This window comes from Sediminicola luteus (genome assembly GCF_002514735.1).
Classification (GTDB): Bacteria; Bacteroidota; Bacteroidia; order Flavobacteriales; family Flavobacteriaceae; genus HQA918.
Genome location: NZ_KZ300476.1, coordinates 392299 through 407220, shown reverse-complemented (window position 1 = coordinate 407220; position 14922 = coordinate 392299). Strand labels below are relative to the sequence as shown.

Genomic DNA, 14922 nt, shown 5'->3' with positions numbered 1-14922 from the left:
ATTAGTTTCCCGGTTGTTTGATTTCAAACCCTTTCTTGGCCTTTTCGGCGGCTACCATAGCTTTTACTTCTGCCAATAGGGCTTTGGCATCGTAAACGATACCATCTTTTATGGTGTACTTGACGCCTCCTTCACGGATTACCGTATTGTCTTCGGTCAGTTTTACGGCCCCAGTACCATAAAGCACTTTGAGGTTTTTTAAAGGGTTGGCATCCACAATTACAAAGTCAGCCCATTTGCCAATGGATACCGACCCAATCTTATCGCCCATGCCCAAGGCCTCGGCTCCGTTCAAGCTAGCCGAACGAATAACTTCCAGTGGGTGGAAGCCTGCCTCACGCAACAATTCCAATTCCCGGATAAAAGCGAAACCATACAATTGGAAAATAAAACCAGAATCGGAACCGGCCGTTACCCGCCCGCCACGGTTTTTGTATTCGTTTACAAAGGTCATCCAAAGCCTATAGTTTTCCCGCCAGGCCACTTCTTGTTCGGTACCCCAATCGTGCCAGTAGCTACCGTGCGATATTTTTGAGGGCTGATAGAACTCCCAAAGGCTAGGTAAAGTGTAGTCTTCATGCCATTCGGCCCTACGTGCCCTGTGCAGATCGCGACTGGCTTCATAGATATTGAAGGTTGGGTCTAGGGTAAAGCCCAGTTCCAAGAGTTCGTTCATTACCTTGTTCCAATGTTCCGAATAGGGTTTGGCTGCCTGTGCCCATAATTTTCCGGCTTCTTCAAAACGATGTTGCTCGTTCTGGTAGTTATAGTCCAACGGATAATCTTGTACCGTTCTATCGTCGAAAAGGGCTTCCGGCAGGCCATACCAATGCTCCATAGAAGTAAGTCCGGCACGGGCCGAGTGCAATACGTTCCAACGGGCTACACTTAATTGGGCATGGTGGCAGGCCGATCCCAATCCTAGTTTTTTGTTCTCGTCCAAGGCGGCGGCCATTATCTCGGGTTCGGCCCCAAAAAACTTAATACCATCGGCCCCGGCCTTGGCATTGGCCCTTACCCAAGTTCGGGCTTGTTCGGGGGTGGTTATTGGAATATCGTTCAAGGGGTTCAAGCCTTCACTGGTTTGCCCGAATACGGTATAACTGAACAATCGGGGTGCCACGATTTGGTTTTTGGCACTTTTACGTTTCAAGTCCAATGACCAATCGGCACTTCGCCCGCCAACTTCACGGGCGGTGGTAACCCCATGGGCCAACCATAACTTGAAAACATAATCGGGTTCGGCCCCTTGTGATACCCCGCCGATGTGGGTGTGCATATCTACAAAGCCCGGCATCAGGTACATACCACTACAGTCCAGTTCTTTACCGCCCGGTTTTAGTTTCGGGCGTTTGGCCTCATTAATGGGTACCCCTGGATAGCCAACCACTTGTATCTGTGTTATGGTATTGCCTTCAACTACAATATCAATAGGGCCTTGTGGTGGCGCCCCATTCCCATTTATCAAGGTAACCCCTCTAATGATCAATTGACTATGTGGGCCATCCCCTTGGGCCGATTGGGCCATAAGACAACTTGTTCCGAACAAAAGGAAGGCGAGGGTAGCTAATAAACGGTTCATAATGTAGTATTTGGTGGTTGTTATTTTGAGTATTGGGTATTAGTCGGCCGGATTATAAATCTTATCCCCCAAGAATAGGGCGTTTAAGAACATACGGTTGGTACCGTACCACGATCCCCTAAAATTGGGGTTATGGCCGAAAAGGATCACACGGCCACCTCCTAGAGGGCTTACCATTAAGGATGCTGCCGGTTTCATAAATTCGTTCAGGTTGGTTTTTGAAATGTATCCATCGATATGCGGGTCGCGGGTATATTTGGCCACCGTGGCATACGGATTCTTACTTGGTTTAAGCCATACCGTATTGTTTTTGTAAATGGGGAGTTTGGGGTCGGAATAACCAAAACCTAGCGGATGGGTCAGGTCGAGGTCTACTTGGGCAATAATACCGCCAACACGCTCGCGACCCAAATGTTCCGAAGCGGTTACAAATGGCTTTCGTACCTGGGTTTCGGTACTGTCCTTTTTCTTCGTGATTAAAATTTCGGATACGATTTTCTTGTCGATGGCCCATTTAGAGGCACCTGCCAATGTGATCAACGTATTGCCGCGCTGTACCCAAGCTTTGATTTTTTCCTGTTCTTTTTTGCTGAGGTCGTAACGCCCTGAGACCATGACCAAGGTGTTGTATTTGTCTAAATTGACCCTTCCCAATTGTGCCGTTCGCAGTTTGCTGATGGGCATATGAACACGGGTGTCGAGTAGGTGCCAAACTTCCCCGGCTTCGTAAGAGTTGACCCCTTCACCGATGAGCAAGGCCGCCTTGGGTTTACGCATGGCCCGGATATTCAAACTACCAAGATCCACGCCACTGACGTTCATTCCGGTATGGGCTGCATAAATCGGTATTTCGAAACGTTTCTGACCCTCTTTTAGGATGTTGAATACCGCTTCACTGTTTTTTTTCTGTAGGGGGACGGCGATTACCAAACTGCCATAAGGGAAGCTTTCGGTTTTTCCGGACAATTGGGCACTGAAAGGTTTAAAGGCGGTGGAAACCACCAAGCCCTTACTTTGTAGATAATGGGTCAGGGCCGGAACATTGTAGTCACTTCCTTTTATCATATAGGCATATTCCGAAGCCGATAGGCTAGGGGTTTCGATAAAACCGTTAAGGTCGGTTACCTCTTGGCCTAAACTGAGTTTAGAGGTGGGGCGGTATTTTACATTGTAAAAATGGGCCACTGACCAGGCCGAGGCATCGTAATAGACCGAATCGCGGTACTGGTCATAGGTTTCAAAAAGACTTTGTACCATACGATATTGGGGTTGGGCCGTTGGCACGGTAAAGCCCCCTTGCTGGTTTTCGTACACTTTGATCTTATGGATGAGTAATTTATCCATAAAAGCCTTTAAACGATTACGATCGTTGGGTACATCGAAGCTATAGCCCTTTATTTTGCTCTTATTGGCATTGCTGATGGCCGAGCTAAAGAAACGGTGCTGGTATTCTTGCAGATAGGCTTTGTTGGCCACTGCGGCCTTGACCGTGGCCATGCTGCTCACATATTGGTTACGGATGGTAAAAGGAAAAGTAATCTCGCCAAAGGCGGTTTTTTGTACATGCCCCCTAGAACTGGCCTGTTCGAACAATAGGGCCAAACCACCTTGAAGGTCAGGGTAGGAGGAACCATAACCCGGATAGGTACCATCGAAAAGCTCTTTGGTAAAGTAAAAGGACCCTATGCTATCCAAGGCTTGGGAAAAATGTGCGGCAAAGCGATCGTTCAGCTCCCCATAATTTTCTTTTGGCATAATAGGGTCAAGGGAACCATTGGCCTTCATAGGCTCAAAGAAATAAGTGCTTTGGGTGCCCATTTCATGAAAATCGGTGACCACGTTCGGATACCATTGATGGTACCAGTTCAGCTTCCCCCGGCTTTCGGGGTTTATGGCCAATAACCAATCGCGGTTGAGGTCGAACCAATAATGATTGGTACGGCCACGGGGCCAAGCTTCGTTATGTTCGGCATCTTGCGGGTCGGCATTCAACGGACTACCTTGATAGGCATTGGCCCATTGGGTATGCCTGTCACGGCCATCAGGATTAATGGTAGGGTCAATAAAGACAACCGCATGTGCCAAGTAGTTTAGCACTTCCGTATGGTTAGAGGCTACTAGGGTATAGGCCGTTAACATGGCCGCCTCTGCACTAGAGGGTTCGTTACCATGTACATTATAACCCAGGTTTACGAACAATGGCTGATCGGTAGCCGTATTAGGGGTGGTGGGGTCCGTATTGGCCAATTGATTTTTTCGGTAAGTTTCCAGCTGTGCCAAATGTTTGGGCAAACCAACGGTCAACATCACCAATTTACGGCCCTCATGGGTACGGCCATATTCGGTAATGGTAGCCCTATCAGAGACCTCGGCCAATTTCTCGAGATATGAAACGATAAGGTCGTGGCGGGTATGGTGTTCGCCGATCCCATAACCCAAATAATCTTCAGGGGTAGGTATTTCGGCGGCGTAGGGCTGGTATTTTTCTAAAAAGTAATCTTGTGCGGGTACGAATTGCCAGCACAACAGGCTGAGCAGCAACAGTCTTTTGAGCATGAGTTGAGTAGTTGGAAATTAGTATGTGACAAAGTACGAAAATGACTTGAAATGGTAGTGGCATTGCCGCATTTTAACTACATTGGGCCTATGTGCTATTCCACTTCCAATAAAAATAAGAATCCGTCGCGTATGGAGAAGGCATTCGATGCCCCGATCCAGGTTGGGTATCACCCTTATTATTGGATGAGCGGATTTGCCCATGGTAAGATCAATGTTTTGAAACAGGAAAGCCCTTCGGAGATAGGGGAAGCCGTTTGGGGAATTTGCGAACCCGAAACAACCGATGTGGCACTGCGATGGAAAGACTTGGGCGGAAAGTCCTTGAATACACAGGCAGAATATGTTTTTGACAATAGGCGTACGGCCGATGCCATTTTCGAGCGGCGCTGCCTAATTCCGGTCACCGGATTTTTCGAACCCTATAAACTAAAGGGGAAAAGTTATCCGCATCTGGTACAACCGCTGCACGACGATTATCTCGGCCTGTTGGGCGTGTACAATACTATTGATGGGGTTGGCTATTGTAGTATTCTTACCTCCGAGGCCAATGCTTTCATGAAAGTGGTACACAATGATAAGAAAAGGCAACCCATATTATTGGACCCTTATCATTGGAAAGATTGGTTACAGGCCGATTTGGACAGTGATGCCATTAGCCAACTTATGTTCCATGCCGATACCCAACAAGAGCTGGAAAGTTATACGGTGGCCCGCCCCGCTACCAATGCCCGGGCCGAGAACAATGTGCTGGAAGTATTGGAGTTTGCCGATTATCCGGAGGTAAAGGCACAACAGCGATATGATATATCCCAGTTAGATCGCTACCATCCGAATTTCGACCATTTGAATGCCCGGGCCACGAAAAGTGGTCTGTTTTGATTTCTTCAGGAAGCATTAACATTTTTTTAATAAATATTGTAATAATTAAGAATTTTCTTAAGTTTCAGATATACAGTGTTATAGGGGCTGTTTTGAGGGGTTTTAAGATGGATTATTGCTAAAAACCTATATTATTTTTACGCACAACTGTTAAGTAGGTGTTAAAATAACGACTAAAGCCGAAATGTTTAGCGTTGTTGGAATGTTAGACTGTTGGTTTGGTAGCCCCTATCGTAATGGTAGGGGCTTTTGGGTTCATTAAGATACGTCTTACTAGCCTAGTTTGTTCTTGATAAAAGAAATCAGGTCATTCATTTTCTCAGTGCCTATTTCTGATGCTCCAATAACATATGGCGACGATATGCTCGTTTTAGTGTTGATATATAGATTGTTATTTTCATATTCATATCCGCTTATCAACTCCCAGGCATAAGTGAAGTTTTAATTGAAATAATAGGTAGTTTCCCTTGTATCAAGAATAAAAAACATGAGATCGTTTTTATTCTTTTATGATATATTATTTTTACGGAAAATCCCTCAAGGGTACTATTGCGGTCCTATTCGAATTGTTTACCATGAAATATGCTACTAATGAAGCTTTCCAAAAACTGGCTTCCTTTGACCTTGGATTACCAGAAGAACAGTTAGAGAAATTCTTTGGAATCTGTAGTTTCAAAACCTATGAACCCAATGAATATATTTTTCGTTCGGGACGTAAAGACCGAAAAGCCATATTAATTTTACAGGGGTCGGTACGATCTTTTGCTTTGATAGATGGAGTAGAACACAATTGTCATTTACGTTCTGTAGGTTATCTCATGGGAGATCCACGCTCATTTAATGAAACGATTGATCCCATACTCGATACCGTGGCCATTAACGAGGTAGAGGCACTGCTTTTAGATGTAGGCGATTTAGAACGCTTGGCTAAGGAAGATTCGCTTTTGATGGACTATTATTTAGGGGTCATGCAAGATGTGATATCGGTTTTGGCCCATAGGGTTTTTACATTCGTGAGCATGGATGCCAAAGGCCGCTACAATGATCTAATGCAATGGAGTCCGGATTACCTTAAAAATACGTATGATAAATTCTTGGCCAGCTTTTTAGGCATGCGCCCTGTTACCTACCATAGGGTGAAAAATAAATAAGCCCGATTATCATTTGATATTTCAATTCAATCTTGATCTAGGTACTTTCGCCAAGATTTTTTGTAAATCATTACTGTGCCCGTTCAGGGTGAATAAGGAAGAATGATGTAGAAAGGGCCGGTAATACAATTGATTATCAATAACTAAACACGAATAATTAATGAAAAACGCAGTAGTTGCGGTAATGGCCGCATTCGCATTTTTGACTCAGGTACAAGGTCAATCTACCGATGGTAAAAAAGGTGATTTTGGTTTTACGGCCGGTTTTACATCTTTAAACGCCCGCGGCGATGTTCAAATAGGAGGCATTACCGATAGCGATTCTGAAGCTTATAATGGTTTTTACCTTGGGGTATTTAAAGAATTTGCCCTTTCTGAAAAGCTGACCCTGCACCCCGAGTTTCAATTTGCGAAATATTACGGACAGGCCAGCCACGGTGATGATAACTTTACAGATTTGGTTTTACCTGTGCTGTTGCATTATAATTTCAGTCCCAAATTTGCCTTGTTCGCGGGCCCACGCTTCGATTATTTAATTCCCAGTGATGATAATGTAGAAAACCTGAATGAATTTGGGGTAGGGGCACAATTGGGTGCCCAATGGGAACTGGGAACCAAGTTCTTCGTAAACCTAAGCGCCTCTTTAGGATTGACCGAGCGCGTAGAAAATGATAATGGACCCGTATTCGGTAACGATTTTGTCGATGTGCGGACCCAAACCTTTAATGTAGGTTTCGGTTATCGACTTTAATTACGGGACTATAAATTGGTTGCTAAAAACCCGGAACTTACTAAGGTTCCGGGTTTTGTTATTATATAAGTTATGTTTCCTTAAAAGGGTTATGGTTTAAGGGGTATTGTCAAAACAGCCTAAGCTAGGCAAGTCGGAAGTATCCATAGCCGAATCGGTAGCAAAATGGCTACAATGTATAACCTTGGTAGTATTCCATCCACTAAGGTCTTGATCAAAGGCCGAGGCACTTTGGAACATACTGGTCATATTGGTTACATTGGAAACGTTCCAATTACCCAAGTCTTGATTAAAGGCTTTAGCTTGGCTGAACATATAAGCAGTATTGATAACGTTGCCCATATTCCAAGAGCTAATGTTTCCATTGAAAGCCGTGGCATTGTTGAACATGCCTAAGGTGCTAACTACTTTTCCGGTATCCCAACTATTCAGGTTTTGGTTAAATGCCTTGGCATTATGGAACATATAGGCCATATCCACTACTTGAGAAACATTCCAATTGTTCAAAGGTTGATTGAAAGCGTAGGCATTTTGGAACATTCTTGGCATTCGGGTAACATTAGAGACATTCCACGAATCAATATTCTGATTAAAGGATATGGCGCCTTGGAACATACTAGACATACTACCTACCTTGCTTACATTCCAGCTTCCTATCGGCTGGTCAAAAACCTCGGCATTATGGAACATGTTCTGCATTTCGGTGACTTGGCTCACATCCCAATCAGTAAGGGCTTGGTTAAAGTTATGGGCGTCTTTAAACATTTCGAACATAGACCATACCTTGCTTACGTTCCAATCAGAGATATCTCCGTTAAAGGCACGGGCGTTAAGGAACATGCCCGTCATTTTTTCTACTTGGCTTACATCCCAATCGTTTAGGTCTTGGTCAAAAGCCCTGGCTTGGTTAAACATGCGTATCATACTGGTAACCTGGCCCACATCCCAACTTCCGATATCCTGATTGAATAATAGGGCGCCATCGAACAATTGGTTCATACTGGTTACATTACTCACATCCCAATCGCTTACATTATGGTCCATCATTTGGTTCAAGTAGAACATGCGGTCCATATTCGTTACCTCTGAAAGATCCGGATTGTCTGAAGCATTAATGGTAAATAGGCTACAACCTGCAAAGGCCCGTTCCATGCTTTGCCATACTTGGTCGCCCCATTCTTCCACCGACTTAAGACTGAACCTACTATCGGCATTTTGATTTATGTATAGTGCCGGGAAATTTCCGGTGATGGTAACCGTATAGGTACCCGCACCTTCGTAAGTGTGGCTGGTACTTCCGGTAAGATCGGCATTTGTATTGCCATCTCCCCAATCTACATCGTAATCATAACCAGTAACATTGGGGTTTGTGGGTATGCTAATAACTTGGTTGGGCCCAGAGGTTTCCCAAACGGTAACAAAACCTTTGGCCACATTGGTAACAAGAATATTGATAATGGCATCGGCAATGGCGGTACCATCGGTAACTTCAACGGTAATGTTCAAGGAGTTGGCCGTATCATAATCCAACTGCTGTCCCTGGGCCAAGCTAAGTTCGCCCGCTGCAGTAATCTCGAAAAGATCCCCCGGATTGTTGGTAAGCGAAAAGCTAAGATCATCGTTGTCGGGGTCACTGGCCGCAACCGTGCCAATTACAAAGGTGTCACTGATGTTTTCGGCCACGGTAAAGGTCTGCCCACTTATTACGGGGGCTTGGTTTTCATTTAAATCGAGAATTGTAATGGTAATGGTGGCCGTATCGGAGGCATCACCATCGGAAACGGATGCCGTAACCGTATGCGAAGTTGCCGTTTCGTAATCGAGCATGGCACTGGATAGTAGACTTAGCTCCCCATCGGTGGTGATTTCGAAAAGCCCGTCGGGGTCACTCGTTAAGGTGAATTCCAGAGTGTCTTTATCGGGGTCTGTGGCGGTTACCGTTCCGATGACGGTTTGGGCATCTATATTCTCAAGGGCCTGAAAAGTTTGGTCGGCCATTAGGGGTGCCGAGTTTTTGGGGGCCTCATCCTTGGAGCAGGAAAAGATGCTCAAGGTCAATAGTAGGTATAGTTTACCTATTGAATTACTGATTTTCATTGTTTTGTAATTTGGGTTTGAATTAGAATTTTGGGGGTGATAAGGCTTATTGAATAGTGAAGGTAGATCCGCAATTTTCACTGCCCTTTCCGATCAGGCCGTCGTGCACCCATTGCGTACTTTCTTTATGGGCAAAGAAGGCATCGGATTGGCAGGAAATCGTCCAGGTTTCACCGGCTTGCAGGGTTTTGGTTTGACCGTTTATGCCCACGCTCACAGCAGACGAACGTCCGTTCTTTATGTGCCAGGTCGTGGCTTTCCCACTGTCTGCCCGCATTTGCTGGCGAACCCGTTTTCCTTCTTCAGAATTCCAATAAGCCGCGTTTTTCGATTGAATTTCGGCATTGCGTTGATCTACCTTGGCGGTCATGGCCCTGACTTCGTTTTGTTCTTCCGGCGTTAACGGATGGGCTTCTTGTAAGTTTTTCATTTGGGTGAAATACTCCGATACCATTTGGTCAAGGTCTTTTTCCATAAAGGCGCCAACCAAGGGATTGCCACCGCCCATTTGCGATTTTAATCGCTTGAGTTTTTCCTTGAAACTCAATTTCTTTTTTTTCTTGCCGGCTGTGTCTTTTCCGGCCGGAAACCATAAGGCATCGATCGTAAAGCCAGTACCATCGGTTTCCAATCCGGTAAACTCAAAAAGCACCCCTTCGATAAGGGCATAACCGCGTTTGGTCTCTATATTGGTAATAAAAGCGGGTTTTCCGTAATGGTCCAATCGGTCGTCTTCATAATTGTAGAAAAGGCGTTTTTTATCGTTGGAGGTATCAATAGCATCAAAGCCTACGACTTTACCAAAGGCATTCTCAATGGCTACCAAATGAACTTTGTAGCGAGGGTCGGTAATCTGTTGTTTACCGTCATCATCTTTATAGATGTTCCAGTATTCGGTGAATTCAATGCCATCAGCGGCCAATAGGGCACTTCTGAAATCGGTTTGGGCATAAGTAGTGGTTAGGGTTAGGGCAATTACCCAGTGCAATAACTGTTTTTTCATCAGATTCGATTAAGGTTTTATGAAAACAAAAATGAATCGGATGTGAAGTTGGGCCATCTCTCGATTTCCGAAACTACGGTTTGGGTTTCCGCAGCAAGTCTTTAGATCAACACCTTTTTGCCAAGAGCGTAAAAGTAGGGGTTAATTGACTTGGATCAGCCTTAGGAATTCTTCCTTATTGTTTTTTGATAGATTAACGGTTTTGTCGTTTTCCATTAGAATATAGCCGCCATCTTGATTTACATACTGTTTTATATACCTTAGGTTAATGACAAAGGAACGATGTGGCCTATAGAACCCATATGTTTCGGTGAGGTTGGCCATAAAGAATTTAATGGGTTTAGATACCAATATGGTGCCATTGTCCCGGGTATAAAATTTGGTATACATACGTTCGGCCTCCAAAAAAATAATATCCTCGAATTTAACGAACAACACCCCATTGGAAACTGGAAGCCCTATTTTTTGGATCTTATTGGCCTGTAGTACCGATTTTAACTCTTCCAACCTTTGGTTCAGTTGAGATTTACCTATTTGACCTTCGGCCTTGTTCACGGCACGTATCAATTGCTCATCCCGTAATGGTTTTAGCAAATAATCTATGGCGTTCAATTCAAAGGCCTTTATGGCAAACTCACTATAAGCTGTAGTGAAAACAATTTCAAAATCGATTTGTTCGGGTCTAAGGAATTCTGTGATCTGTAGCCCTGAATATTCGGGCATCTCAATATCGAGGAATACAATATCTGGCCGAAAGGCCTGTATGGCACGTACCCCTTCCGGAAGATCTTTGGCGGTTTTTATCTCAAGGATTTGGGGGCAGTTTTCCTGAAGCAGGATTTTTAAAAGGATCCTGGCTTTTTCCTCATCGTCAATTATCAAGGCTTTCATATGGCAAAAAGGAAATTTTGATTAAGATTTTAAGTTTTGATCTTCCCAAAGTAGCTCCCCGGTTTCCGGGGCTAACGCTAGCGGTATTTTTAAGTTGACCCTTGTGCCCATGGCTTCACTTTTTTCGTTGAACAAATCAATGATTTCTTCGGTAATGGGTAGATTTTGATCCATATTGATCAATTGAAGCCTATTTTTAGTGGCCGTGCTGGCAAAAGAACGATGCCCGGGGTTTCGCATACTATTTATTTCTTCCGATTTTTGACGTCCGACCCCATTATCCTCAATACTTATTTGAATACCGTTGAGAACAGTTGAGATTTCTATATGGAGTTTGCGCGCGCCTTTTTTATGAAGTAAACCATGTTTAAAGGCGTTCTCTACATAGGGTTGTAGCAGCAGCGATGGGATTTTTTGGTACATATCGATGCCTTTATCGATTTGAATGTTATAGGAAAGTGAATCTTCAAATCGAAGGGCTTCCAGTTCCATATACAGGCGAAGGGTGCTGACCTCTTCTTCAAGCGTTATCCATTTCTCTTGGCTTTGGCCTAGGTACATACGCATGAGGTCAGCAAATTTCCCGAGGTATTTTCGGGCCAGCTTACGTTCGTTGACCATTATGTATTCTTGAATGGAATTTAGGGCGTTAAAAATAAAATGCGGATTCATTTGTGATCGTAACGCTTTAAGTTCCGAGTATCGCGATTGCTGTTCCAAGGCCAGACGTTTTTTGGTTTCTGCGAGTTCATTCGTAATGGCTTTGCGTTCTAATTTTAATTTACGCTGACGTGAAAAAAGGGTTAAAACGATGGCGAGTATCAAGAAAAAAGCAACTAAACCGATAAGTAAGAAACGCTGTTGTTTTAAACGTAGTTCCTGTATTTGACGCTCTTGTGCTAAAGCTTTAATGGCCTCTTCTTTTTTTTGGGTTTCGTATTGGGTCTCCAATTCCCCGATGTATTCCAGTTTTTCGGCCGCGAATATCGAATCTTGGATTTGTTCCCGTTTACGCAAGTATCCATAGGCCGCTTCGGCCTGACCGGTATGGAACAGAAAACGTGCCTGGTTTTCGTAACAATCCACCAAAACCTTATTGTTCCCCTGGGCCTCATAAATGGCTATGGCCTCTGAATTATGCGACAAGGCCTTGTTCAGATCATCTAAGCCTTCATAGGTTTTAGCCAAGGAAAAAGTGGCGGCCGCAATATTGGTAGTATGTTTTTGACGTCGTGCTTGCTCTAGTGTATAGTTTAAATAGGGTAGGGCCGCCTTAAAATTTTCAGCATTGTTGTAAATATGACCGATTGCTCCATTGGAGATGGCGATACCTACATCGAATTTGGTTTTTTCAGAAACCTGTTTGGCTTGTTGGTAATAATACAAGGCACTATCATTCTTTTCCATTGATTCATAGGTCTTCCCCACATAGAAAAATAGTCCGGCCAAGTTGGCATTTACAGGTCCCTTTTGGCCAATTTTTAAATTTTCCATGTGAAGGGCCAAGGCCTTTTCATAAAGTCCCTCGGTACGGTACACCCGGGCAATTACATTGTTCACCTCTATAAAACCAGTGTCGTAATTTAGCTTGCTGTATAATTGGCGGGCTTGCAAGGCCTGGGTCAAGGCTTGATCCAGTTCCCCTTTGGTAACATGGTATTTGCTCAAGGCACTTAGGGCTTTGGCCTCCCCCAATGCATAATGGATTTGCTGGGAAATGGCTTTGGCCTCATTCAATAGGGCGGGTTGTTTTCCAATATCTCGGGTGGTATAGGCTTTGGCTAGCCGTAATAGTAGATTTACCCGTGTACTATCTTTAGTTGTATAGCTTTGATATTGGGTTTGAAGACTGTCGAAATCTTGTCCAAGGGTAACAAAAGAGAATAAAACCGCACCTAGAAATGATGCAAGATGTTTAAGGGACATGGATTTGGAATAAACTTGGCGCGGTTAAAATAGTTTATATTATCCAATGAGCTATTAGAAAATAAAGGGATTACGGGGCCAAATCAACTTTTAGCCGTTCCAAAAGGGCGTTACGTTCTTGTTTTCTTTTTTTGGAGGTATTAAAAAGTACAAGCGAGACACCCATTTCAATAACACCGATTCCGTTGATACCGCCTCCCATTAGGGTGTTGGAAATACCATTGCCCGAATCACTTGACATTATCAAAATACCGGACAGACTACTAACCACCCCTAGGGCCCCCACAAGAATGGCCGATGTCTTGTTTCGACGCATTTTTTTATCGCTTTCCAGAATGGACCGGAATTGATTTTCATAAGAAGGTAGATCTTCCAAGGGAATAGTGGAATACACCCCCAATTCATCTAATCTGTCGATGTCTTTTTCCGAAAGATATTGGGCATTGGAAAATAAAGGGATCAGTCCTAAAATGAATAAGAAAAGTTTTGTACTAGGGGTAGGGTTTAAGAAAAACATGAAGGCTTGGTCAAGGTGATTACTATGATTTAATCGATCTAGGGAAAGGTAGTGTGGAAATCGTTGTGTACGGGTCTTATAGGACAGGTTTAACCCAAGCTTGATATTGTGCTAACCTTGCCCTACTGAATAGAAGAAGTAGTGTAATGAGGTATGATTTACCTTGAAAATGAAATTCGAGTTACCGTTCGATATAGAGGATTAACGCAATACGATGGAAATACCTTCGATACGGCAGATTTCCGCTCCTGGTTCCAAGGTAATACCCACGGGACATTGCCATATGATTTTGCCGTGGAAAAGGCTCTCAAGTTCTAGGGTCAACCGGGGCGATTCAATTTCACAGATAACATCGTTAGGCGTTACGATGGCATCTATAGGGGAGTTGGGTAAGCCTTAGGGGTTGGCCCTGATCAAAATCCGGTGCATAAATAGATTGGACAACACCTGCAGCCAAAGGTATACCGGGGGCACTTTTGCACTTTTTGGGGAATTCTAGGGGTATGCCAAAGAAAAAATTAAGTAGGGATTTGCCTATGTTTTTCAAATCAGAGGGAACATGGGGTTATGAAGAAAGGCTATGTTCGGGACAGTCTAATCTTAGCTCTGTAGCGGTCAACGACTTGTTTAGTAGATTACAATAATGGGATTCACCTTTTTTGGAATAATGACGGCACCCTAAGCAATGCCGTTGTACTTGCAAAATACCGCTCGAGTTCAGTTGATGTATTAGTGTACTTAAGGTGCTAAAGAGTTGGTATTGTTCCTTTGGGGGTAAATTGGCGATCAAGGGTTTAAATGGAGCTTCAAACAACTGTATGCGCTCCAAAGTGTTTTGGCCTATTTCCGTTAAAAGTATATGATAACTACGGTTGTCTGTGGTTGACTCCCCTTTGATTAACAGCTCTTTTTTTAAAAGCACCCGAATGGCGTCGCTAATTGTGGGTTTTGTGACATTGAATTCTTGAGCTAAGTAACTTACAGTACAGAGTTCGGCCTTATGATAGGCAGAAAAAATCAGTATTTGAATTTGGATAGGACTTAGGCCTTCAAGTTTGGCTTGGTTCCAGAGAAGTACCTTAAATACTTCCGAAATACGTTCAAAGCCGGCTACGATTTTACTGCTTAGGTCTTGTTGCTGTAGATTGGGATCAAACGAACTCAGGGCCATAGGATATTAATTCAGGGGAATTTTCTTTAAGAATTGAAAAAAATAGGATTCCTGTCACTAAGATAGGAATCCTAACAAAATAAATCAAAAAAAAGTTACCCCTTAACATCGGCCAAAGAGGCACCAAAATTTATGTGAAGGGCATGGCCATTGGGTGTAACCAGTGCAGGTACCGATTTTACACCGAGCTTTTCCGCTTCGGCTATTCGGTTTTTGGTTTCACCCAGATGTACGATTTCAACTTGGTCAGCGCCAATAAGGTCTACAAGATCTTGCTCGGCACTAACACATACAGGGCAGCCAGCGTGATAAAAAACTGATTTACTCATAATGATAATGATTTAAGTTAAAGTGCATTATTGCTATTCAAATATAGTAAGGAATCCTAACATAAG

General features: G+C 43.8%; 12 protein-coding genes. 3 read left to right on the top strand and 9 right to left on the bottom strand.

Annotated features, from left to right (window positions below; translation table 11 throughout):
* Position 1: 1 nt before the first annotated feature.
* Together B7P33_RS01520 and B7P33_RS01515 are read right to left on the bottom strand one after the other, a co-directional pair.
* Positions 2-1582 carry an amidohydrolase family protein gene (locus B7P33_RS01520; RefSeq protein ID WP_097440200.1) on the bottom strand — a complete coding sequence of 527 codons (1581 nt, stop codon included), beginning with the start codon at positions 1580-1582 and terminating at the stop codon, positions 2-4.
* Between the two features lie 39 nt (positions 1583-1621).
* Positions 1622-4138 (bottom strand): M14 family zinc carboxypeptidase, encoded by a 2517-nt coding sequence (locus B7P33_RS01515; RefSeq protein WP_097440199.1) that lies wholly within the window; start codon positions 4136-4138, stop codon positions 1622-1624.
* 51 nt (positions 4139-4189) lie between these two features.
* Between B7P33_RS01515 and B7P33_RS01510 the strand changes: the two genes are divergently transcribed.
* The 3 genes from B7P33_RS01510 to B7P33_RS01500 all read left to right on the top strand — a co-directional run bounded on the left by B7P33_RS01510 (position 4190) and on the right by B7P33_RS01500 (position 6922).
* Positions 4190-5020, top strand: coding sequence for an SOS response-associated peptidase (locus B7P33_RS01510; protein ID WP_097440198.1), 831 nt, complete (start codon positions 4190-4192; stop codon positions 5018-5020).
* Positions 5021-5595: 575 nt separating this feature from the next.
* Entirely contained in the window at positions 5596-6171 is a 576-nt protein-coding gene (locus tag B7P33_RS01505; RefSeq protein ID WP_141402367.1) for a Crp/Fnr family transcriptional regulator, read from the top strand.
* A gap of 160 nt (positions 6172-6331) precedes the next feature.
* Entirely contained in the window at positions 6332-6922 is a 591-nt protein-coding gene (locus B7P33_RS01500) for a porin family protein (RefSeq protein WP_097440196.1), read from the top strand.
* A gap of 96 nt (positions 6923-7018) precedes the next feature.
* Here the strand turns inward: B7P33_RS01500 and B7P33_RS01495 are convergent, their stop codons facing one another.
* The 7 genes from B7P33_RS01495 to B7P33_RS01460 form a co-directional block, all read right to left on the bottom strand.
* The gene (locus B7P33_RS01495; RefSeq protein ID WP_097440195.1) at positions 7019-9019 is read right to left on the bottom strand and encodes a BspA family leucine-rich repeat surface protein; all 2001 of its coding nucleotides are present in this window, start codon (positions 9017-9019) and stop codon (positions 7019-7021) included.
* A 46-nt stretch (positions 9020-9065) separates the two neighbouring features.
* A complete protein-coding gene (locus B7P33_RS01490; protein WP_097440194.1) occupies positions 9066-10022 on the bottom strand; it encodes a hypothetical protein in 957 nt (318 codons plus the stop codon).
* Between the two features lie 141 nt (positions 10023-10163).
* Positions 10164-10913, bottom strand: a complete 750-nt coding sequence (locus B7P33_RS01485) for a LytR/AlgR family response regulator transcription factor (protein WP_097440193.1) — start codon at positions 10911-10913, stop codon at positions 10164-10166.
* A 21-nt stretch (positions 10914-10934) separates the two neighbouring features.
* Positions 10935-12839 (bottom strand): tetratricopeptide repeat-containing sensor histidine kinase, encoded by a 1905-nt coding sequence (locus B7P33_RS01480; protein WP_097440192.1) that lies wholly within the window; start codon positions 12837-12839, stop codon positions 10935-10937.
* Between the two features lie 70 nt (positions 12840-12909).
* Positions 12910-13356, bottom strand: a complete 447-nt coding sequence (locus B7P33_RS01475; RefSeq protein ID WP_097440191.1) for a hypothetical protein — start codon at positions 13354-13356, stop codon at positions 12910-12912.
* Positions 13357-13921: 565 nt separating this feature from the next.
* The gene (locus B7P33_RS01465; RefSeq protein WP_097440189.1) at positions 13922-14527 is read right to left on the bottom strand and encodes a MarR family winged helix-turn-helix transcriptional regulator; all 606 of its coding nucleotides are present in this window, start codon (positions 14525-14527) and stop codon (positions 13922-13924) included.
* Between the two features lie 95 nt (positions 14528-14622).
* Complete coding sequence (locus tag B7P33_RS01460) at positions 14623-14856, bottom strand: thioredoxin domain-containing protein (RefSeq protein WP_097440188.1); 234 nt, start codon at positions 14854-14856, stop codon at positions 14623-14625.
* Positions 14857-14922: the final 66 nt, after the last annotated feature.